Here is a 20,572-nt window from a genome sequence, read left to right as displayed (position 1 = left end):
GGCCATGACCTGACACCCGGCCTTTTCCCTTTCAGATCACTTCTGACCACAAGACACCCGATGATTGAAAAGAAGCTCGACGTAATCAACAAACTCGGCCTGCATGCCCGCGCGGCCGCCAAAGTGGTCAGCGTGGCCTCCCGCTACGACAGCCGCATTCTGGTCCTGCACAAGAGCCAGACCATCGACGCAAAAAGCATCATGGGCCTGCTCATGCTTGGCGCAGCGAAAGGCAGTAGCGTCACTTTTCAGGTGGAAGGGGAAGACGAACAACACGCCATGGACGAATTGGAAGACCTGTTCGCCCGCTGTTTCGACGAAGGCGAGTAGCCTTCTAATCACCGGGAAATTTACCACTCTTTACCGCCATCCCACCGGCGACGCTTCGGCCTTCACACCGCCTCGTGTAAACTCTCTTCCAGCAAGGAGGAGCCATGCCCGCTGATAGCAGCCGTAGCCAACAGCATTTAAAAGCCATTAACCGCGCCCTGGCCAGCGGTACCTATACCCAGGTACGTCAGCTGATCAACAATTTGCCCGGCGCGGAAGCGGCGCATTTACTGGAATCCTCCCCGCCACGGGAACGGGAAATTCTCTGGCAGTTGCTGCATAAAGACCAGGAATCCGAAGTCCTGCAATACCTGGGCGAAGAGGTCCGGGTCGAACTGCTGCGTAACCTGTCCACCGACGAACTGGTCTCGCTGGTCGAAGAACTGGACACGGATGACCTGGCGGATTTGCTGCAAGAGCTGCCGGACCATGTCACCTCCCAGGTGATGGCCAGCCTGGACGAACAGAACCGCGAACGGCTGGAGCATGTGCTCAGCTACCCGGAAGACACCGCCGGCGGCCTGATGAATACGGACGTGATCACCGTGCGCCCGGAGATCACCTTCGAAGTTGTTCAACGCTACCTGCGTCGCCGCGGCGAAATTCCTCGCACCACGGATAACCTGGCCGTAGTGAACCGGAAAAACCAGTTCATCGGCCTGCTGCCACTGACCAAGGTACTGATCAGCGACCCGGGCACCACCGTGCGCGAAGCCATGATCACCGACACGGAATCCATTACTGCCACCCTGCCCGCCCACGAAGTGGCAAAGATCTTCGAACGCCACGATTTGGTAACCGCCCCGGTGGTGGATGAAGACGGCATGCTGGTGGGCCGGATCACCATTGATGACGTGGTTGACGTAATCCGCGAAGAAGCGGATCACTCACTGATGAGCATGGCCGGTCTGGATGAAGACGAAGATACCTTCGGCTCCGTGTGGCAAACCGCTCGCCGCCGGGCCCTGTGGCTGGGCATCAACCTGCTGACCGCGCTCGCCGCCTCGGCCGTCATCGGCCTGTTTGAAGCCACCCTGGAAAAAGTCGTGGCGCTGGCCATCCTGATGCCCATCGTGGCCAGCATGGGCGGTATCGCCGGCAGCCAGACACTGACCCTGGTGATCCGCGCCATGGCGCTGGGCCAGATCCAGTCCAACAACACCCGCTACCTACTGTTCAAGGAACTGTCCGTGGGTGCGATCAATGGCCTGCTATGGGCAACCGTGATCGGCATTACCGCCGGGCTGTGGTTCAACGACCCCAACCTCGGACTGGTCATCGCCGCCGCCATGGTGATCAACCTGGTGATGGCCGCCAGCGCCGGTGCTCTGCTACCTATCACCATGAAACGTCTCGGCATCGATCCGGCCCTGGCCGGGTCCGTGGTGCTGACCACCATTACCGATATTGTCGGCTTCTTTGCCTTCCTCGGCCTGGCCACGGTGCTGTATGCACACCTCCTCACCTGAGCCGCGATGGTGATAACTTGCAGCATGCTGCTGCCGCAGCGCGGCATAAAAAAGGTTCATCGCGGAATTGAGTAATCAGCCGGCTTCAGAACTTGTCTCATTATCCCGCCTTGGCTAGCCGCTGGACGCCAGATGCCAGACGACGGACGCTTGCATTCAAAACCTGAACACCTTGGCCGCGATGCTCTCTGCGCAAAATGCATTACCCGATTACGACCTTAATGATGGCCCTGAAACCCCCACAATAACGACAGCCGCTCAGGCCAGGGGTTTTACGTCAGGCATTCGGCGTCAAGCGTTTGGCAAAGTGCCGGGCATTCGCGATAACCCAATTAAACGTTGAGAAGCGTGTTCTTCACTCCAGTCCGCGAAGAACCATAAAAAAAGGCGCCGTACCCGGCGCCTTTTTTTATCACTGCATCATTGCCCGTCGCGCTTATTCCACAAACAGCTGCTTGAACGATACGTAGTAGGCACCGGCCAGAATCGGCATCACGAACAACCACCCCAACAGGAGCGGAATCGCTGCTACCACCAGGATCAGGGAGATCACCAGGGTATAAACGATGAAGGGAATAATATTTTTCAGGCAGGCATCCAGGCTCAGCTTCATGGCGTCGACCACCCCTTTTTGCCCCAGAAAGATCAGCGGCACGACGAAGTAAAACAGGAACATGAAGACAAACATGGCTACCGTGGCCAACAGGCCAAGCACCACGATGGCCGCAGTACCGCCGTCACGGCCGAGCAGGAAAAACAGGCCACCCAATACGACGCCCGCCACCAACAGCACCACCAACTGCGCCACTGCGGTCATGATCAGTGGACTGGTACGGTCAGAAAACCCGGCGAACAGATCCGAGAAATCAGAACGGTTTTCCGTATCGATACGATGAAAGATTTTCACAATGCCCGCGTACAGCAGCGGTGTCAGCAGTATCTGGGCAATCGCACCCAGAAGCGGAATGATCTGCAAGGCAGAAGTGATCAGCACAGTCACTACCAGCGCGCCCAATACCACACCCCAATGCCCGCTGAGCATGCCATGGCCTTTGCCAATCCAGCCCATGGCATCACCCACGCTAATTTTGCGTGGCGCGATGATGGTGAACTCATTGGCGCTGGCTGGCGCCGCATTGGCCACATCCGATTGCGGCTGTTGATACGGATTCATATCACTCATTAGCTGGTTCCTTCCCTTTCCCAAGTCAAAAAAATAATCGAATCACACCGGAGGCCATTACCGGCCGGCAATCTTAATGGGCGACAACAGCAGGGACCCACAGGCAATATTCCCGCGGTAATCCACATCCGTGCCACTACCCTGAATCCCCAGCAGCATCTCCCCCAGGTGACCGGCAATAGTAAACTCTTGCAAGGCACCTTGTATGACACCGTTCTCAAACCAGAAACCGCTTGCTCCCCGGGAGTAATCTCCGGTGACCAAATTGATGCCCTGCCCCATGACCTCAGTGATCAGAATCCCCTTCGGCACCTTGGCCATCAGCTCCGCCAGCGAATCACCGGTATCAGTAATACGCACATTGCGAACACCGCCACCATTGCCGGTGGGCGCCATCTCCAAACGCCGGCTGGCGTACAGGCCCAGCGCATACTGTTTCAGCACACCGTCTTCCACAAACGCCTGAGCCCGGGTGGGCAAGCCGTCACCATCGAAAGGCGCCGACGCGTTGCCCGCTGCCAGGTGCGGATTTTCCGTGAGCTGAAACCCGGCCGGTAACACCGCCTTGCCCAGGCAGTCCTGCAGAAAAGAGCTACGGCGATACAGTGCTCCGCCGCTGATCGCAGAAACCAAATGTCCCAACAGACCCGACGCCACTTCCGGGGCGAAGATCACCGGCAGCTCACCGGTTTCCGGCACCTCAGCACCCAACCGGGCCAGGGCGCGCTCACGGGCCTGCTCCCCCACGGCTTCGGCAGACGCCAGACGATCTCCCACACGCCCACCGTCATACCAGTAATCGCGCTGCATGCCGGCCTCATCTTCCGCCACCACACTGCACACACGGCTGTGATGGGTGCCACGGTAGCCATGCAAAAACCCTTCCGAGGTGGCATACACCCGCAGGCTGGCACCGCTGTTAACGGAGGCACCTTCGGAATTGACGATACGCGCATCGTCACGGGCCACGGTTTCACAGCGCAATGCCTGCTCAATGGCAGACTGGGTATCCATGGCCCAGGGGTGATACAGGTCCAGGTCTGTCACTTCCCTTGCCAGATCAGCCGCTGGCGCCAGCCCCGCATAACGGTCTTCTTCGGTGTAACCGGCAATAGCCGTGGCAGCAGCCAGGGTGGCGCGCAAACTGTCCCGGTTATCATCGGAACTACTGGCGTGACCTTTACGCTGCCCCTTGTACACGGTCACCGACACACCCCGGTCACGGTGAAATTCCACTGTTTCCACTTCGCCCTGCCGCACGTTGACCGAATAGCCCTGGGACAGGCTTACTCCCACTTCCGCCGCATCAGCGCCCTGCCGTTTGGCCTCTTCTATCAGCCAGGCAGCCGTATCTTTGGCCTGTTGTAACTGCGTATTGTCGAGTTCGGCTGTCGTTGGGGAGGAATCAGACATAAAATAGCGGTTCCATTGATGGGTATTAAACAGTTATGACCGAGTATAGCGACGACCAGATCACCAGCAAGGGCCAGCAAAAGCGCGAAGACAATGCCTTGCAAGAGCTGGGTCTGTTACTGATGGACATGAAACAGGTGGAGCGCGAGCGCCTGCCCCTGCGTGACGATCTGCAATACGCGCTGGTTGAAGCCACACGCATCACCAGCCACGAGGCACGCCGCCGCCACGCCCAATACATCGGCCGGCTCATTCGCGAAACCAACAGCGAACAGATCATTCAGGCGCTGGAGCAACTCAATGATCCGTTTCGCCAGCAGCGTCTCAGCAACTGGGTGGAGCAGATTGTAATCTGCGAACAGCCCAAAGATGCGGAAAACACCGTGCAACAAATTCTGGAATTCTTTCCCCACGGTGACCGCCAGCAGCTGCGCAACCTGACGCGCAATGCACTGAAGGCCCGGGTGAAAGATCCCGCCGACGCGCCCCCCGCGGAAAAGGAAAAATTCAAACGCGAGCGCCGCAAGCTAATCAATTACCTGAACCAGCTGGACAAGACGGCACCGCTGTACTGACATCGGCGCGTTGCCCAAAGCCATATCAAGGCCGTCCCGGAACCACCAGGGCGGCTTTATCCGCTTGCCACCAGCGTAAAAAACGCCCGCCCACGGATTTCTGTGGCTGCGAATGGGCGTCACCCTCGATGCCCTGTTCTTTCTCCATCAGCGACACTTTTTCGTTGGCTGCTTCGAACCAGGCTTGCGGATCATTGACCCCGGCGGCCATCACCTCGCCATACAACGCCTTGCTGAACCAGGTCCGTTCGGAATCATCGCCACAACCGAACGAGGTGCGATCTGCCGCCGCAGAGGAAAACACCACTCGCTCCGGCGTCGCCAGGCCTTCCACCCACTTGCCCGAATAACAGGCCGACACAATCACCCACTGATGCCGGGCAGACAATCCATTCAACCATTGCTTGCCATCGGCCACGGTGAGGTTGTTGAGCTTCAGGCTTTTGTCATCCAGCAGCAGATCACCGTCGGGAGAGCCATGGCTGACAAAATGCACCAGCAATAAATCTTCCTCAGGGTCCAGCAAGGCATCCAGCGCCTTGAGACTTTCCTGCACACTGGTACGGGTGGCCAGCGGCAACTCATCGCTGCCACCATTGATCAGGCGTACATGGCGGCGCTTCAAATCAAACACCGAGCCCAACCGTTCAGCCACCCAGTCCACCTCACGGGCAAACACCGCTTCGGTGCCATCACCGCCGACTACCAGCAAATAGACATCGCGCACACCGGGTCGCTGGGGTGCCAACGAGGACAATACCGACTGCAATCGGCTGGATTCGGTATACAGCCGCGCCTCCATGGCCGCCGCCTGCTGCTGCTTGCGCTGTCGCCAGGCTTTTTCACTGGGGTAGTAATCGCCCCGTACAAAAAAGCCCTTTTCCACCACGGGCTCGCCCTCATCACGGGGCCGCGTGCGCGTCCCCGGGCCTTCCGCGTGGCCGTTTTCAAACGTGGCGCGGATCACCACGCCGTCCGGACGGGTCAACTCCCCTTTGCCTTCAAAGGTGAAGAAATCGAACTCGCCCTGATAGTGGTAACCCTCTTCGTTACGGTAAGTCCCCTTGACCATGTAACCCTCGGCAAAGGTGCCTTCAAACTGTTCTGCTGATGCGGTGACCCAGAGCCCTTGTCCGTGCGGTTGAAAATCACGGAATTCCCCCTGATAGGAATTATCGTCCAGATACGCCACCGAGCCTTTGGTCAGCTCCCCATTGGTGAACTGCCCCTGATAGGACGCATCCGGGCAGGTATAACTCCCTTCACCATTGAGGACACCATTCACAAAGTGGCCTTCCTGCACACAACCATCCCGGCCTTCCAGGCGCCCCTCACCGGTCATCAAGCCTTCCTGGAATTCTCCCTCGTAATGCCGACCGTCCGGCCAGGTCAGGCTCCCCTGACCGTGGAACAGGTTATCTTCTGTGTCGCCGTCATACACGGCGCCATCAGGCATGCGCACATCCGCCGGCAATTGCACCGGCTCACAGCCAGACAGCAGTCCCAGCAATACCAACAGACACAGGTTTCTCATAAGCGACAGGCTTTCATTAGCCCACTGGCAGCTTGAACTGAGCCAGCTGGGACGAGGTACGGCGCAGGTGAGTGCATAACAGGCGGGCGATATTTTCCATCACCAGACTCACCGCATGGGGGCTGCGTTTTCGCAACTGCTCGATACCCTTGCGGGTCAGCACAATCAGGGTAGCGTCTTCCGCAGCGCGCACGGTTGCCGAACGGGGCTCGTGGTCCACCAGCGCCATTTCGCCCATGGAATCACCAGGGCGCAGATGCGCAATCACGACTTCGCCACCGCCGTCATTATCCTTGACGATATCCAGGCAACCGCGCACCACAAAGCAGACAAAATCACTGCGGTCGCCTTCCCGGCAGACCACGTCGCCCACCGGCACCCGGTTCACGAACACCAGCTTTTCCAGCACCGCCAGCTCCTCATCACTGAGGCCGGCAAACAGGCGCATGCGCGACAGAATATCCAGAACCTGGGACATCAGGCGGTGCCTCCCACGGTGAGCGCATCCACGCGCAGGGTCGGCTGGCCCACGCCCACCGGCACGGATTGGCCATCCTTGCCACACACGCCGATGCCCGAATCCAGCGCCAGGTCATTACCCACCATGGAAATGCCACGCATGACTTCCGCGCCGCTGCCAATCAGGGTGGCACCTTTTACCGGACAGACAATCTTGCCCTTCTCCACCAGGTACGCTTCGCTGGTAGAAAAGACAAAACGGCCAGACGTGATGTCGACCTGGCCGCCGGCAAAGTTCACCGCATAGATGCCACGATCCAGGCTGGCAATAATATCCTGCGGATCGCTCTCGCCCGGCAGCATGTAGGTATTGGTCATACGTGGCATGGGCAGGTGCGCATAGGATTCACGGCGACCATTGCCGGTGGGGGCAACCCCCATCAGGCGCGCATTGGTCTTGTCCTGCATGTACCCCACCAGCTTGCCGTTCTCGATCAGGGTATTGCAGGCAGAAGGCGTACCTTCGTCGTCCACACTCAGGGAACCCCGGCGATCCATCAGGGTGCCGTCATCCACAACCGAGCACAGTGGCGAGGCCACCAGTTCGCCCATTTTCTTGGCGAACATGGAGGTTCCCTTGCGATTGAAGTCCCCCTCCAGGCCATGGCCCACCGCCTCATGCAACAGCACGCCGGGCCAGCCGGGGCCCAGCACCACCGGCATGGTCCCTGCCGGTGCCGCTTCGGCCTCCAGATTCAGCAAGGCACCGCGTACCGCCTCGCGGGTCCAGGTTTCGATGCGCTCTTCCTGCAGCAGCCAGTCATAGGCCACGCGGCCACCGCCGCCAGCACTGCCCCGCTCACGGCGGCCTGCCCGCTCGGCAATCACACTCACATTGCAGCGAATCAACGGGCGCACATCCGCCGCCAGGGTGCCGTCACTGGCCACCACCATCACCACATCCTGTTCTGCACTGAGGCTGGCGGTGACTTCGACAATGGCCGGGTCCAGGGAGCGGGCCATGGCATCAATACGCTGCAACAGTGCGACTTTTTCCTGGGCGGGCCAGCCCAGCAAAGGGTCGATGGCGGTGTAACGGGCGGTTGCGGCGCGGCTGGCCAGTTGGATCTGCCGATCCTGCCCCTGGCGGGTAATCGCCCGCGCGGCGCCGCTGGCCTGCTGCAATGCCGCCAGAGTGATGTCGTCGCTGTAAGCAAAGCCGGTCTTGTCGCCCTGCACGATACGCACACCGGCGCCGCGCTCGGTATTGAAACTGGCATCACGAACAATGCCATCCTCCAGCACCCAGGCCTCATGGCGGCTGTGCTGAAAATAGATATCGGCGTAATCCGCCTGCCCGGTCAGTTTGCCATTCAGCAGTGACGCCAGTTGCGGGGTGTGCAGATTGGCCGGAGCCAACAGCACGGATTCGGCAATAGAAAGAGCGTCATCAGTTTGCGTCATAAGGACCTTCAATACGTAATCGTTGATGCTGCTGTACAGGCATTCGCTGGCGAAGCTCGTCCATGGTAGCAAGGTCCAGCGGCGCCACAAGCGCGCCGGGCTCATTCTCCAGACTTGCCACCACGTCCCCCCAGGGGGACACCAGCATGGAGTGGCCGTAACTGGCACGACGCGGGCCATGTTGTCCGCATTGGTTGGCACCCAGCACATAACAACCGGTCTGCACCGCAGTAGCACGCAGCAGCAGCTCCCAATGGGCGGCACCGGTCACGGCGGTAAACGCCGAGGGATAGACCAACAACTGGGCGCCGGCACTCACCAGGCGCTGGGCAAGGGCCGGAAAGCGCAGGTCATAGCAGATGGCCATGCCCACCTGCACACCCGCCAGGGGCACGGTGACGATGGTTTCACCGGGCTCAAAAAGATCCGACTCCCGGTATTGGCCCTGGGCGTCCTGCACCTGAGCGTCAAACAAATGCAGCTTGTCATAACGGCCAACGATCTCGCCATCCGCCGTTACCGCCAGGGAGCGCGTGCGTACCCGTGGAGCGGGCACAGGCTCACCGTCCGGGCGATGCAACGACGGCACACTACCACCAATGATGGCCATGCCCAGCCGGGACGCCTGCTCACAGAGCCACTGCTCCAGCATGGTGTATTCTGCCGCCAGCACCCGGTAATCACCGCCGTAGCCCGCAAAATTTTCCGGCAACACCGCCAGGCTGGCGCCCTTGTCCCGGGCCGCCTGCAACAGCTCGGCAGCCAGCTCCAGGTTGGCCTGCGGCGTTTTACCGCTGGTCATCTGTATTGCGGCAACCTGTGCCGCTGCGTTAGGCACCGTCATTCGAAAATCCCTTCGGTTTCAGACACTTTCGGGTTCGACCAACTGCCGCTCACGCGATATTCCATGGTCGCAGTCTTGTCCAGTTTATCGCCCCAGATGCGCTCCACCACAAAGATACCGGCACAGGCGGCAGGCCCGGCCAGACACCCGGCATACAGGTTGCTGGACAGGGGTAACGTGACTTCCATCTGATGGTTCAGGGTTTCTTTTTCAAGGTCGATGGCCCCTTTCACACGAATGGCGGCCGAGGGTGAATCAATGGCCAGATTGCTGGTGGACACCTGGGGGCCGTCGATGGCGAAGTCCCCGCTGATGCTGTCGCAACTCAGCCCCTTCTTGTACAGGTCGGAGAAATCCAGCCGCAATCGGCGCTGAATGGTGCCCAGATTGAGGATACCCAAAAGCCGCAAAAACGAGGTCTTGGTGTCGGTATCGGGAATCCGGCATTCACCGATATCCACCCGCGCCTGACCATCCAGAGCAAGGTAATCCGGCGCCAGCGGCCACTGCGGCCAGCCCAGCGACACCTTGGCACTGGCGTCATCGGATTCAATCATTTCCGGCAGCCCCCAGGCACTCAGGGAACGCCCCAGATTATCGGACGCCAGCGATCCATTGAAGCGGGTGTACTGATTGCCGCTGTCTTCTGTCCAGTCCACCGTGCCCTGTATCCGGCTGGCCCGCCAGCGGCCCTGCAGATTGTTGATGCGCACCCCTTGCGCCGTGGGACGCAGGTCCGCCTGCCATTCACCGAAGTCTTCACCGTTGATACGCAGGTTGGCCAGGCGGGCATCCACGGCAGGCAGACTCATCGGCGACAGCGGCGCCCCGGATTTCGGATCCGCACTTTCCGGCAAGGTCAGATTCATCCGCGATACGGATAAATTCAGGGGCGCGTCTCCCCGGGCCGAAAACCCTTCTGGAATAGTCATGGACCCGGCCACGGACGGACTGCTCAGGGCCAGGTCCCAACCTTTGCCGCGGGGCAGCACCGACAGGCTCGCTCCGGGCACATCCACGCCGAACAAATCCAGCGTGGCTACCTGCACATTTACCTTGTTCAGCCCGCCTTGCTGGCCGCCATTACCGCCACCATCCGACGCATTGCTCTCCATGGCCGGCGCCAGCTGGTCGCTGACAAAATCGATCCAGGGTTCCACGCTGGCGCGGGCCAGGCGCCCATGCACATCGATGCCAGACGCGGGAATGCGCGGCGTCCCAGCCCCCAATCGAAGGTCGCCCCGCACCGTTTCACCCAACGCAAAGGCGCCGCGCACGACATCGCCATACTGCAGCCCCAGTCGCTGGCCATTGCCGGTAAGGTCCAGCGTCAGCGCCCGGGTCTGCGCCGCACTTTTGCCCAGAGGCGCTGGCGCCTTCACTGTCACGCCCTTGAGGGAGGAGGTCGCGTGCAGGGCAAAGGGCGTGCCCTGCCAGGGCACCTGAATGGTCAGCGCCAACGGCAACGAACCACTGGCCGGGGCCAACCAGTTGAAACCCAGCCACTCACGCACCGACTTCACTGGCACCGCCCCCTCCAGGGCGAGGGTGCTCTTGCCCGCGTCGGTGGTCCATTTGCCGGTCACCTTGCCACCCAGCGTGGAGGCGCTGAGCTGCGACATCTGCAACCCGTCGCGCAGATGGAAATACACCGGCGCCTGCACCTCAGTCAGCAGCAGGTTGCGTTCCGTATTTTCCACCCGGCCATCGGCCACGGACGCATCCACGATCACCATGGGCGCGCCTTCACCTTTCTTGAGCGGGATATTCAACGTCAGCTGCCCCCCCATGGTGCCGGACTGATAGCGCCAGTCTTTCACCTCGTCGGGCAACTGTTCTGTCAGCGGGGTGTCCTGAAACACCGTATCCAGGTCACTGAGCGGGCCGTGAACCTTACCGGTGACAATCACGCGGGGGCCGGTCTCATCATCAAACGCCGGCACGTCCACGTGCACATCCGCCACCTGGCTATTGAGCAAATTTCCCCTGCTGGCCACCCCCTGCACTTCCCGGCCATTAATCCACACATCCGCGTTAACCCCAGTGGCCTGCGGCCAGTCAGGCAGAAACGACAGGCGCACGTCCTCGCCCTGATAACGCATCTGGAAAGTCCGGTCCTGCTGCCGGCTTTTATCGATTTTCACCGGCCCTTGATAGAGCAGCTGGCCCCGCTGCAAATGACCATCGCCGATGGCCTGTCCCAGCCAGCCGGACAGGCCATCGGGCAACCGCTTCAGCGGAATGTAGTGGTTGGCACGGGCACCGTTGCCATCGTAAATCTCTGCCGCCAGACGCAGCTCGGGCACCTGCTCCGGGCGCACGGTCACCGCAACCATGGCCTCACCGTGGGCATCCGGGTTTACCACGCGCAGGCGGCTGGAGCGCACCGTGAGCGCATCGCCCTGGCGCTGCCAGCCAAACACCCCGGCCATCTGTCCACCCAGTTCGTGGTCATACAGGCGCGGCAGACGCAGCGCCAGATCATCGCTGTACAGATGCGCCAGCCCCGCATCCGGCGACCCTGCAATCCACCCGTTCAGACCTTTGACGCCGGGAATTCGGTCGTCCGCCTGGCTGGCCAGGCCGGCAAAGCGCACCTGAAACTGCTCCAGATCCCGCGCGTGGCCACTCAGGTACACCCCCTCCACCACACCGCGCGGGGACAACACCGACAATTGCTGACGCACTTTGTCGGCGGGCGCCGGCAGGCTGAATGGCCAGCTCTGGAATTGCTGGCTGATGGCATGCACGGGCAGTTCATTGGCGCGCAGCTGCCACTGGCGCAGTTCGCCCCGGGCCTCCCAGCGCAACGCCATGTCACCCAGCGTGAGCGGGCCGGAGGGTGTCTTGCCGGACAGATTGGACAACGACAGGGTGGCCTCATCATCCTCACGCAGCAGCGATGCGCGCAGGGACAAACCGGTTAACGGCCAGGCCGTATCTGCCTCGGTAAGCGTCAACGTGGGCACATCAACCTGCAGCTGGCCGCTGATCGGCTCACCGCCTTCCAGGGTGCCCCACAGCGCCACGGAGGCATCCAGCGAGCCAAGGTCCAACGGCATTTTGTCTATATCGGGCAACCATTCGTGCAGGCGCTTGCCCTCGAAGCGGGTATAGATATCCGCATCCACCTCATCCAGCGCGTAGGCATCATCGTGCAGGTGTATTTTTGCCAGCAGGGAAAGAGGCCGGTCCCGGGCTTCCACACGCACCGCCAGCCGGTGTTCGCCACCCGTGTTGGTCATGGTGGCATCCAGCTGCGATGCCGCCAGCGGTGGCATGCCCGGCCATTCCAGGGACAAGCGGGCATCGCTGATCGACAACAATTGCTGGCGGTAAAACAACTTGAGGATACGCTCCAGCGGCGGCCGGGATTCAGGGTCACTCTGGCCGAGCACATCCAGGCCACGCAGACGAATCTTGCCGTCTTCACCGCGCACCAGATTCAAATCCACCCCGCGCACACTGAATTCCTCAAGCACCAGGTCCCGGTGCCACAGGGAGCGAAACACATCAATGCTGAGCACCACTTCATCCAGCACCAATGGCGACTCCCCTTCCGGGGCGGGCAGGCGAATCTGGCGGGCCACGAACTGGGGCACCAGGCCGGACATGGTGCCGTTCAATTCGGCGATGGTCAGCGGGGTCTGAATGCGTTCTTCGAAGAGATGCTCAAGGCGCTCACGGTAATCCGGCACCAGCAACATCAGCTGACGGCCTACCACCACATAGGCAGCCATCAGCAATAAAATGATCGCGGCTGCCCACCACAGGGAAGGAAGCAGTCGGCGCCAGCGTGAAGTGTGGGTCGATGCCATAAGTCAGTCGACTTGCCAGTAAGGAATGTCGGCCCATTCAAGCAACGCCACCGTTTGCTCCAGGGGCAGGCCAACCACTCCACTGTAACTGCCAGACAACGATGCCACCAGTGCGCCGCCCAGCCCCTGAATGCCGTAACTGCCCGCCTTGTCGCGTCCTTCACCTGTGGCCACATAGGCCTGCAGGCGCGCGGAATCCAGTGGCCGGAAGTGCACGGTAGTCACCGAATGGCGCACGGCTTGCCGACCCTCAAGGCAAAGACAAACCGCCGAGATGACCTGATGGGACTGTCCGCTCAGCTGCGCCAGCATCGCCAGGGCATCGGCATCATCGGCAGGCTTGCCCAGAATACGCTCCCCCAACACCACCGCCGTATCTGCACCCAGTACAGCACCCGGCAACGGCATGCGGGTCAGACCCACGGCCGCCTTTTCGCTGGCCATACGCTGCACATAGTCCAGCGGCACCTCACCGGGACGGGGCGTTTCATCGATGGCCGGAGCGGGCAACACCGTAAAGGGAACGGCAATCTGCTGGAGCAATTCCGCCCGGCGGGGAGAGCCGGAGGCAAGGTAAAGAATCATAGAATTAGTTGCTAGTTGATAATGGACAATTGATAGCTGCGCGACCCAGTGATGCCGAGAACTGAAAAATTGAAGCCGCGCCCAAAGTAATCCGGGGTTTCGCTGTCAACGATCAATTATCAACTGCGAACGACGCTTTTATCGTACTAGAAATCGCAACTGAACCCAGCGTAACGCCGCACATACCGGACGCCACAACAGCGCGCTGGTCACAGAAGAGTAGAGAATGGTGTAAGGCGGGTACAGGGTACGTCCCACGGATTCCTGCACCAGAAACGCCAGCAGGCTCACCGTGCCCACCAGCAGGAAGACCACCGCACACTGCTGTAGCGCGGTGAATACGCGCATACGCTTGTAAGCCGCCAGCATCACGAAGGCGCCCAGCGCCGTGGCCAGCCCCCACTGCCCCAGCGTGGTGCCCACCAGCACGTCGTGATAGAGCCCCACAAAAAAGCCCCACAACACACCAATGCGATGCGGCAGGGACAGCACCCAGTACACCAGCACCAACAGCATCCATTCCGGGCGCACCCAATCAATGCTCGCCGGCAGCGGGATCACTTCCAGCAGTGCCGCCAGCAACAGGGTGACGATGATAACGCCGGTGCCGGCGGGACGATCACTGATCATTGTCGGCCTCCGCAGGGGTGGGCGCACGTACCGGGGTTTGCGTGGGCTGCACCAGCAACACATGGCTGGCACGATCCAGCTGCGCAGTGGGGCGAGCAGCAATATGCGCGAAGGGGGTGCCCGCCTGATGATTCACCGAGGTGACGCTGGCCACCGGATAGCCGCGGGGGTATAGCTGGCCGAGCCCCGTGCTGACCAGCAGATCGCCTTCCTGGATATCTGCCGTGTCGGGCACATACAACAATTTCAAACCGCTGGATTGCCCCACCCCGGCCAATACGGCGCGCACCCCATTACGGTTTACCTGCACGCTCATGGCGTGGCTGGCATCGGTGATCAGCAACACCCGGGAACTGAGCGGGCCGGCATCCACCACCTGGCCAATCAGGCCCTGGGAATCGAGCACCGCCTGCCCCCGGGAAACATTGTCTCCCGCCCCTTTGTTGATAACGATTTCCTGCCGGTTAGGATCAGGGTCCACACCGATGATTTCCGCCACCAGCACATTGGCATCCAGATCCGCCGAGGAATTGAGCAGCTCACGCAACCGCACATTCTCGGCTTCCAGCACGGCCAGACGCTGCACCTTCTGCTCCAGAATCAACGCCTGGCGTTGCAAGCGGCGGTTTTCGTCAAGCAGGGTGCCGCGACTTTGGGTCTGTTCGGACAGCCACTCACCACTGTCCACCGGCAAGTGGGCAAGATAATGAATGGGCGCCGTCAGGTAGCCCAGTGCATGGCGCACGGGCGCAGCCCAGGGGGTACGCTGGTCCAGCACCATCATGACGACAGCCAGGACCAACGCGATAATGAGTCGGTAGGAGGGTTTGGCCGGGGCCACCATGGGAGTTAACCCATGGCCAGCATGTCAAAGCCCTGGCTGTCCATCAGCTCCAGCGCCTTGCCGCCACCTCGGGCCACACAGGTCAAAGGATCATCGGCAACAATCACCGGCAGGCCGGTTTCTTCCGACAGCAAACGGTCGATATCGCGCAACAGGGCGCCACCACCCGTGATCACCAGGCCGCGCTCGGCAATATCCGAGGCCAGTTCCGGCGGGGAGGCTTCCAAAGCATTTTTCACCGCATTGACGATGGCCGCCAGCGGTTCTTTCAGCGCTTCCAGAATTTCTTCGGAGTTCAGGGTAAAGCTGCGCGGCACCCCTTCGGCCAGATTCCGGCCACGCACATCAATTTCACGGATTTCAGCACCCGGGTAGGCAGTACCGATTTCGTGCTTGATACGTTCAGCGGTGGATTCACCGATCAGCGAGCCATATTCCTTGCGCACGAACGCCACGATCGCTTCGTCGAAGCGGTCGCCACCAATACGTACGGATTCGGAATACACCACACCATTCAGGGAAATCAGGGCGATTTCCGTGGTACCACCACCGATATCCACCACCATGGAACCGCGGGCTTCTTCCACCGGCAGGCCGGCACCGATGGCAGCGGCCATCGGCTCTTCAATCAGATACACATCACGGGCTCCGGCCCCATAGGCGGAATCCTGAATGGCGCGGCGCTCCACCTGGGTGGACTTGCACGGCACACACACCAGCACCCGGGGTGCAGGCGGGAAAAACCCGGTGTCGTGCACTTTCTTGATGAAGTACTGCAGCATCTTCTCGGTCACATCGAAATCGGCGATCACGCCGTCTTTCATGGGCCGGATAGCGGTAATGTTGCCGGGGGTACGGCCCAACATGCGCTTGGCATCCGCGCCAACGGCCGCCACACTTTTCTGGGCGCCATGGTGACGAATGGCAACCACGGAGGGCTCATCCAGCACGATGCCGCGGCCGCGTACGTAAATAAGGGTGTTTGCGGTCCCCAAATCGATGGACAAATCGGTGGAGAACATCCCCCGAATACGCTTGATCATGGACATCCTAGCCAGTTTCCTGAACTTTTCGCGAAAAAACGATGCCTGGCGGGAAAAAGCCGGGCATCTCATAAGATGGCGCAACTCTAGCAACGGCAGGGGCATTGGGCAAGCTGGCGTGCTCTGCGGACAGTGGCCCCGGACGGGCGGTCTATGGTACTTTTTGCGCCTTTCAAGTCCCTTACCTCCCCTCCGCCAGCCTTCGGCGCAGGGTGCCTACGGAAAGAACCCCGGAGAGAACCATGGCCATTGATTCCAAGGTGGTTGCCCAGGTAGCCCATCTGGCGCGCCTGAAAGTGGACCCCCAGGACAGCGACGCCCTGTCCAACCGCCTGAATGACATCCTCGCAATGGTGGACCAGCTGCAACAGGCCGACGTGGACGGCGTGGCCCCCCTAGCCCACCCGCTGGACGTCACCCAGCCCCTGCGCGAGGACGTGGTCACCGAGCCCAATATCCGCGACAAGGCACTGGAAATAGCCCCGGCAGCCGAAGATGGCTGCTTCCTGGTTCCCCGGGTCATCGAATAACGACGACCGCATAAAGGCGACTGACTGACCATGCATACCAAGACCCTGACCGAACTCAAGGCTGGCCTGGCCAACCGGGACTTTTCCTCCCGGGAGTTGACCGAGCACTTTCTGGCCCGCATCCAGCAATACGACGGCGACCTCAACAGCTTTGTTACCGTCACCGACGTCCAAGCGCTGGCCCAGGCCGATGCCGCCGACGCAGCCATTGCCGCTGGCAAGGCCGGCTTGCTCACCGGCCTGCCCATCGCCCACAAGGACATTTTCTGCACCGAGGGCGTACGCACCAGCTGCGGCTCAAAAATGCTGGACAACTTTATTGCCCCCTACACCGCCACCGTGGTGGAAAAAATGGCCGCCGAAGGCGCTGTCATGCTGGGCAAGACCAACATGGACGAGTTCGCCATGGGCTCCTCCAATGAAACCAGCTACTACGGCCCGGTGAAGAACCCGTGGGATCTGGAGCGAGTTCCCGGCGGCTCCTCCGGCGGCGCCGCTGCCTGCCTGGGCGCCCGCCTGGCCCCTGGCGCCACCGGCACCGACACCGGCGGCTCTATCCGCCAGCCCGCTGCCCTGAACAACATTACCGGCCTCAAGCCCACCTACGGGCGGGTGTCCCGCTGGGGCATGATTGCCTTTGCATCCAGCCTGGATCAGGCCGGCCCCATGGCCCAGAGCGCCGAAGACTGCGCTCTCATGCTGCAAGCCATGGCGGGGCACGATCATCGCGACTCCACCAGCCTCAACGAAAAGGTGGGCGATTACCTGGCCGCCCTGAAAGATGACATCAGCGGCCTGACCATCGGCATCCCGGAAGAATTTTTCCCGGACACCCTGGATGGCGCCATCGCCGATAACAGCCGTGACGCCATTCGCGAACTGGAAAAACTCGGCGCCAAGGTAGTGTCCGTATCCCTGCCCAGCATCAAGCTGTCGGTGCCGGCCTACTATGTGATTGCCCCGGCGGAAGCCAGCGCCAACCTGAGCCGCTTTGATGGCGTGCGTTTCGGCCATCGCTGTGACGACCCACAAGACCTGGAAGACCTGTACAAACGCTCCCGTTCCGAAGGATTTGGCGATGAAGTAAAGCGCCGCATCCTGGTCGGCGCCTACGCCTTGTCCGCCGGTTACTACGACGCCTACTACCGCCGCGCCCAGCAAGTCCGTCGCCTGATCCGCGACGACTTCGCCCGCGCCTTTGAAAAAGTGGACGTACTGATGGGCCCTACGGCGCCGGAAACCGCCTTCAAACTCGGCGCCAAAAAGGACGATCCGGTCAGCATGTACATGGCTGACGTTTTCACCATTGGCGTTAACCTTGCCGGTTTGCCAGCGCTGTCCATGCCCACCGGCTTTATCAACGGCCTGCCCACCGGCACCCAGATCATCGGCAATTATTTCCGTGAAGGGCAGATTCTCAACGTGGCCCACAAATATCAGCAGGCCACTGACTGGCACAAGCAAGCGCCAGCGTTTGGAGGTGCACAATGAGTTGGGAAGTGGTTATCGGTCTGGAAGTGCACGTCCAGCTCAACACCGTCAGCAAACTGTTCTCCGGCAGCAAGCTGTCCACCGGTGCAGAACCGAACACCCAGGCCTCACTGGTTGATCTGGGCCTGCCTGGCACCCTGCCAGTGGTAAACCGGGAAGCGGTACGCAAGGCCGCCCTGTTCGGCCTGGCCATCAATGCCGACATTTGCCGCCACAGTGTTTTTGAACGAAAAAATTATTTTTATCCGGACCTGCCCAAGGGCTACCAGACCACGCAACTGGCCGAGCCGGTTGTCGGCGCTGGCGAAGTCGAAATCCAGCTGGCCCCGAAGGGCAACAAAGGTGGAGAGGGCGAGAAAAAAATCGTTCGCATCCATCATGCCCATCTGGAAGAAGATGCCGGCAAGTCTTTACACGAAGACTTTCATGGCATGACCGGCATCGACCTGAACCGCGCCGGCACCCCGCTGATTGAAATCGTCAGTGAGCCAGACATGGCCAACGCCGAAGAAGCCGTGGCCTTTGCCCGCAAGTTGCACGCCATCGTCACCTCCATCGGCATCTGCGATGGCGACATGTCCCAGGGCAACATGCGCTTCGATGTGAACATTTCCGTTCGCAAACCCGGAGAGCCACTGGGCACCCGCACCGAAACCAAAAACCTTAACTCTTTCCGCTTCATGGAAAAGGCCATCGCCCTTGAAGTAGAACGGCAGATTGACGTTCTGGAAGATGGCGGTGAAATCGTTCAGGAAACCCGCCTGTACAATGGCGACACGCACACCGCCCGCTCCATGCGCAGCAAGGAAGACGCCAACGACTACCGTTACTTCCCCTGCCCGGACCTGTTGCCCGTCGCAATTACCGATGCCGACATCGAAGAGCTGAAAGCTGCCATGCCAGAGCTGCCGGATTCTCGCAAGGCACGCTTCATCAACGACTATCAGCTGTCAGAGTACGATGCAGACCTGCTGTCCGGCTCCATCGCCACTGCCGCGTTCTTCGAAGCAGCAGCCAAAGCCGGCGGTGACGCCAAGCTGGCCGCCAACTGGGTCATGGGTGAACTGGCCGCCAAACTGAACGCCGAAGAAAAAGATATTGCCGACAGCCCGGTTAGCGCCGAACAGCTGGGCCAGCTGATTGCTCGACTGAAAGACGGCACCATCAGTTCGAAAATTGCCAAGCAGGTGTTCGAGGCCTGCTGGGCAGGCGAAGGCAACCCGGACGACATCATTGAAGCCAAGGGCCTCAAACAGATGAGCGACACCGGCGAACTGGAAAAAATTGTCGATGACATCATCGCCAACAACGCCAGCCAGGTGGACGATTACCGCAACTCTGACGACGCCAAGAAAAAGAAAAAAATCGGCTTCTTTGTGGGCCAGGCCATGAAGGCCACACAGGGCAAAGCCAACCCACAACAACTGAACAAACTGTTGCAGGAGAAACTGCAATGAGCCTGATCCATGACCGGGTAAAACTGGAAAAGAAAGACGGCATTGCCTACGTCACCCTGAGCCGGGCCGATAAATATAACGGCCTGGATTTCCCGATGATGGAAGGGCTGGTGGAAACCGCCCGCCTGATTCGCAAGGACCGTGAATTACGCGCCGTGATTCTTCAGGGCGACGGCAAGGCATTCTGTGCCGGGCTGGATTTCGGCACCGTCATGAAACAGCCGGTAAAACTGCTGCGCAGTTTCACCAAATACGGCATCAAGAAAACCAATCTTTTTCAGGAAGTGTGTTGGTGCTGGCGCGAACTGCCCATCCCGGTGATCGCCGTGCTGCACGGCTACTGCTACGGTGGCGGCATGCAGATTGCGCTGGCAGCGGATTTTCGCATCACCACCCCGGACTGCGAAATGTCCATCATGGAAATCAAGTGGGGCATGATTCCCGACATGACAGGCACCGTGACCCTGCGTGAACTGGTGCCCATGGACGTGGCCAAGGAATTGACCATGACCGGGCGTTTGTTCACCGGTGACGAAGCCAAAACCATGAACCTGGTCACCCGCGTGGCAGCCGATCCCCTGGAAGAAGCTGAAAAACTGGCACAGGCGATCAAGACCCGCTCACCGGATGCCATCAGCGCCAGCAAGGCCCTGTTTCAGCAAAGCTGGAACGTGCCGGAAGCCCAGGCTTTCGACGTGGAAAGCAAACTGCAATTCAAAATGCTGCGCAGCAAAAACCAGCGCCGCGCCATGCAGGCCAACATGAAAAAAGAAGCGCCAACATTCGGCCCTCGCGAACGGGATTACTGAACCGATTCGCACACACCGGGGCGCCTTGCCCCGGTGTCTTTCCCTCCTCATCGATCTGCCAAGCGAGTCCTGTTTCCTCTCGGGATCTTGCGGC

Annotated in this window: 18 protein-coding genes; 7 read left to right on the top strand and 11 right to left on the bottom strand. The window is 60.4% G+C overall.

The window, feature by feature from the left end; all coding sequences use genetic code 11:
* The first annotated feature begins 60 nt into the window (after window positions 1-60).
* Complete coding sequence (locus ADG881_RS14530; protein WP_007150503.1) at window positions 61-330, top strand: HPr family phosphocarrier protein; 270 nt, start codon at window positions 61-63, stop codon at window positions 328-330.
* 104 nt (window positions 331-434) lie between these two features.
* On the top strand, window positions 435-1,799 hold the full coding sequence (gene mgtE / locus ADG881_RS14525) for a magnesium transporter (protein WP_007148384.1): 1,365 nt from the start codon (window positions 435-437) through the stop codon (window positions 1,797-1,799).
* 436 nt (window positions 1,800-2,235) lie between these two features.
* On the opposite strand, the gene ADG881_RS14520 is transcribed toward mgtE, so the two are convergent.
* Window positions 2,236-2,982: a BPSS1780 family membrane protein gene (locus ADG881_RS14520; RefSeq protein ID WP_007151509.1), complete on the bottom strand. Its 747-nt coding sequence runs from the start codon at window positions 2,980-2,982 to the stop codon at window positions 2,236-2,238.
* Between the two features lie 57 nt (window positions 2,983-3,039).
* Window positions 3,040-4,395, bottom strand: coding sequence for a metalloprotease PmbA (gene pmbA / locus ADG881_RS14515; RefSeq protein WP_007150663.1), 1,356 nt, complete (start codon window positions 4,393-4,395; stop codon window positions 3,040-3,042).
* Between the two features lie 35 nt (window positions 4,396-4,430).
* On the opposite strand from pmbA, the gene yjgA reads away from it, so the two are divergent.
* Window positions 4,431-4,970: a ribosome biogenesis factor YjgA gene (gene yjgA, locus ADG881_RS14510; protein WP_007150158.1), complete on the top strand. Its 540-nt coding sequence runs from the start codon at window positions 4,431-4,433 to the stop codon at window positions 4,968-4,970.
* A 25-nt stretch (window positions 4,971-4,995) separates the two neighbouring features.
* On the opposite strand, the gene ADG881_RS14505 is transcribed toward yjgA, so the two are convergent.
* From ADG881_RS14505 to ADG881_RS14465, 9 genes are all read right to left on the bottom strand, one after another.
* Entirely contained in the window at window positions 4,996-6,504 is a 1,509-nt protein-coding gene (locus ADG881_RS14505; protein ID WP_007149653.1) for a C13 family peptidase, read from the bottom strand.
* 16 nt (window positions 6,505-6,520) lie between these two features.
* Window positions 6,521-6,982, bottom strand: a complete 462-nt coding sequence (locus tag ADG881_RS14500; RefSeq protein WP_007151180.1) for a Crp/Fnr family transcriptional regulator — start codon at window positions 6,980-6,982, stop codon at window positions 6,521-6,523.
* A complete protein-coding gene (gene tldD / locus ADG881_RS14495) occupies window positions 6,982-8,427 on the bottom strand; it encodes a metalloprotease TldD (RefSeq protein ID WP_007149760.1) in 1,446 nt (481 codons plus the stop codon). The genes ADG881_RS14500 and tldD overlap by 1 nt, the downstream gene beginning before the upstream one ends.
* Window positions 8,414-9,271 carry a carbon-nitrogen hydrolase family protein gene (locus ADG881_RS14490; protein ID WP_007151281.1) on the bottom strand — a complete coding sequence of 286 codons (858 nt, stop codon included), beginning with the start codon at window positions 9,269-9,271 and terminating at the stop codon, window positions 8,414-8,416. Before ADG881_RS14490 ends, tldD begins: the two co-directional genes overlap by 14 nt.
* Window positions 9,268-13,089, bottom strand: a complete 3,822-nt coding sequence (locus tag ADG881_RS14485; RefSeq protein WP_039926885.1) for a YhdP family protein — start codon at window positions 13,087-13,089, stop codon at window positions 9,268-9,270. The genes ADG881_RS14490 and ADG881_RS14485 overlap by 4 nt, the downstream gene beginning before the upstream one ends.
* Before the next feature lie 3 nt (window positions 13,090-13,092).
* Window positions 13,093-13,674 carry a nucleoside triphosphate pyrophosphatase gene (locus tag ADG881_RS14480; protein WP_007151156.1) on the bottom strand — a complete coding sequence of 194 codons (582 nt, stop codon included), beginning with the start codon at window positions 13,672-13,674 and terminating at the stop codon, window positions 13,093-13,095.
* 138 nt (window positions 13,675-13,812) lie between these two features.
* Window positions 13,813-14,304, bottom strand: coding sequence for a rod shape-determining protein MreD (gene mreD / locus ADG881_RS14475; protein WP_007150669.1), 492 nt, complete (start codon window positions 14,302-14,304; stop codon window positions 13,813-13,815).
* Window positions 14,294-15,148, bottom strand: coding sequence for a rod shape-determining protein MreC (gene mreC, locus ADG881_RS14470; protein WP_007150294.1), 855 nt, complete (start codon window positions 15,146-15,148; stop codon window positions 14,294-14,296). The genes mreD and mreC overlap by 11 nt, the downstream gene beginning before the upstream one ends.
* 5 nt (window positions 15,149-15,153) lie before the next feature.
* Window positions 15,154-16,191 (bottom strand): rod shape-determining protein, encoded by a 1,038-nt coding sequence (locus ADG881_RS14465; RefSeq protein ID WP_039927492.1) that lies wholly within the window; start codon window positions 16,189-16,191, stop codon window positions 15,154-15,156.
* A 242-nt stretch (window positions 16,192-16,433) separates the two neighbouring features.
* Here ADG881_RS14465 and gatC point away from each other — a divergent pair, with 242 nt between their 5' ends.
* Genes gatC through ADG881_RS14445 form a run of 4 tightly spaced genes read left to right on the top strand, consistent with a single transcriptional unit; the run spans window position 16,434 to window position 20,478 of the window.
* A complete protein-coding gene (gene gatC / locus ADG881_RS14460; RefSeq protein ID WP_007150089.1) occupies window positions 16,434-16,721 on the top strand; it encodes an Asp-tRNA(Asn)/Glu-tRNA(Gln) amidotransferase subunit GatC in 288 nt (95 codons plus the stop codon).
* 30 nt (window positions 16,722-16,751) lie between these two features.
* Window positions 16,752-18,212 carry an Asp-tRNA(Asn)/Glu-tRNA(Gln) amidotransferase subunit GatA gene (gene gatA, locus ADG881_RS14455; RefSeq protein ID WP_007148893.1) on the top strand — a complete coding sequence of 487 codons (1,461 nt, stop codon included), beginning with the start codon at window positions 16,752-16,754 and terminating at the stop codon, window positions 18,210-18,212.
* Window positions 18,209-19,669 (top strand): Asp-tRNA(Asn)/Glu-tRNA(Gln) amidotransferase subunit GatB, encoded by a 1,461-nt coding sequence (gene gatB, locus ADG881_RS14450; RefSeq protein WP_007150868.1) that lies wholly within the window; start codon window positions 18,209-18,211, stop codon window positions 19,667-19,669. Before gatA ends, gatB begins: the two co-directional genes overlap by 4 nt.
* On the top strand, window positions 19,666-20,478 hold the full coding sequence (locus ADG881_RS14445; protein WP_007150888.1) for a crotonase/enoyl-CoA hydratase family protein: 813 nt from the start codon (window positions 19,666-19,668) through the stop codon (window positions 20,476-20,478). The genes gatB and ADG881_RS14445 overlap by 4 nt, the downstream gene beginning before the upstream one ends.
* Window positions 20,479-20,572: the final 94 nt, after the last annotated feature.

The sequence above is a fragment of the Alcanivorax sp. DG881 genome, from assembly GCF_000155615.1.
GTDB lineage: Bacteria > Pseudomonadota > Gammaproteobacteria > Pseudomonadales > Alcanivoracaceae > Alcanivorax.
Note: the sequence above shows the minus strand (reverse complement) of the source record. Positions and strands in the feature narration are given on the sequence as shown.

What these genes read in the sequence shown, in the direction of transcription:
- tldD (WP_007149760.1), bottom strand. Translation starts at nt 8,427, where the DNA reads ATGACGCAAACTGATGACGCTCTTTCTATTGCCGAATCCGTGCTGTTG.
- gatB (WP_007150868.1), top strand. Translation starts at nt 18,209, where the DNA reads ATGAGTTGGGAAGTGGTTATCGGTCTGGAAGTGCACGTCCAGCTCAAC.
- ADG881_RS14490 (WP_007151281.1), bottom strand. Translation starts at nt 9,271, where the DNA reads ATGACGGTGCCTAACGCAGCGGCACAGGTTGCCGCAATACAGATGACC.
- ADG881_RS14485 (WP_039926885.1), bottom strand. Translation starts at nt 13,089, where the DNA reads ATGGCATCGACCCACACTTCACGCTGGCGCCGACTGCTTCCTTCCCTG.
- ADG881_RS14465 (WP_039927492.1), bottom strand. Translation starts at nt 16,191, where the DNA reads ATGATCAAGCGTATTCGGGGGATGTTCTCCACCGATTTGTCCATCGAT.
- mreC (WP_007150294.1), bottom strand. Translation starts at nt 15,148, where the DNA reads ATGGTGGCCCCGGCCAAACCCTCCTACCGACTCATTATCGCGTTGGTC.
- gatC (WP_007150089.1), top strand. Translation starts at nt 16,434, where the DNA reads ATGGCCATTGATTCCAAGGTGGTTGCCCAGGTAGCCCATCTGGCGCGC.
- yjgA (WP_007150158.1), top strand. Translation starts at nt 4,431, where the DNA reads ATGACCGAGTATAGCGACGACCAGATCACCAGCAAGGGCCAGCAAAAG.
- ADG881_RS14480 (WP_007151156.1), bottom strand. Translation starts at nt 13,674, where the DNA reads ATGATTCTTTACCTTGCCTCCGGCTCTCCCCGCCGGGCGGAATTGCTC.
- pmbA (WP_007150663.1), bottom strand. Translation starts at nt 4,395, where the DNA reads ATGTCTGATTCCTCCCCAACGACAGCCGAACTCGACAATACGCAGTTA.
- mreD (WP_007150669.1), bottom strand. Translation starts at nt 14,304, where the DNA reads ATGATCAGTGATCGTCCCGCCGGCACCGGCGTTATCATCGTCACCCTG.
- ADG881_RS14520 (WP_007151509.1), bottom strand. Translation starts at nt 2,982, where the DNA reads ATGAGTGATATGAATCCGTATCAACAGCCGCAATCGGATGTGGCCAAT.
- ADG881_RS14530 (WP_007150503.1), top strand. Translation starts at nt 61, where the DNA reads ATGATTGAAAAGAAGCTCGACGTAATCAACAAACTCGGCCTGCATGCC.
- mgtE (WP_007148384.1), top strand. Translation starts at nt 435, where the DNA reads ATGCCCGCTGATAGCAGCCGTAGCCAACAGCATTTAAAAGCCATTAAC.
- ADG881_RS14500 (WP_007151180.1), bottom strand. Translation starts at nt 6,982, where the DNA reads ATGTCCCAGGTTCTGGATATTCTGTCGCGCATGCGCCTGTTTGCCGGC.
- gatA (WP_007148893.1), top strand. Translation starts at nt 16,752, where the DNA reads ATGCATACCAAGACCCTGACCGAACTCAAGGCTGGCCTGGCCAACCGG.
- ADG881_RS14505 (WP_007149653.1), bottom strand. Translation starts at nt 6,504, where the DNA reads ATGAGAAACCTGTGTCTGTTGGTATTGCTGGGACTGCTGTCTGGCTGT.
- ADG881_RS14445 (WP_007150888.1), top strand. Translation starts at nt 19,666, where the DNA reads ATGAGCCTGATCCATGACCGGGTAAAACTGGAAAAGAAAGACGGCATT.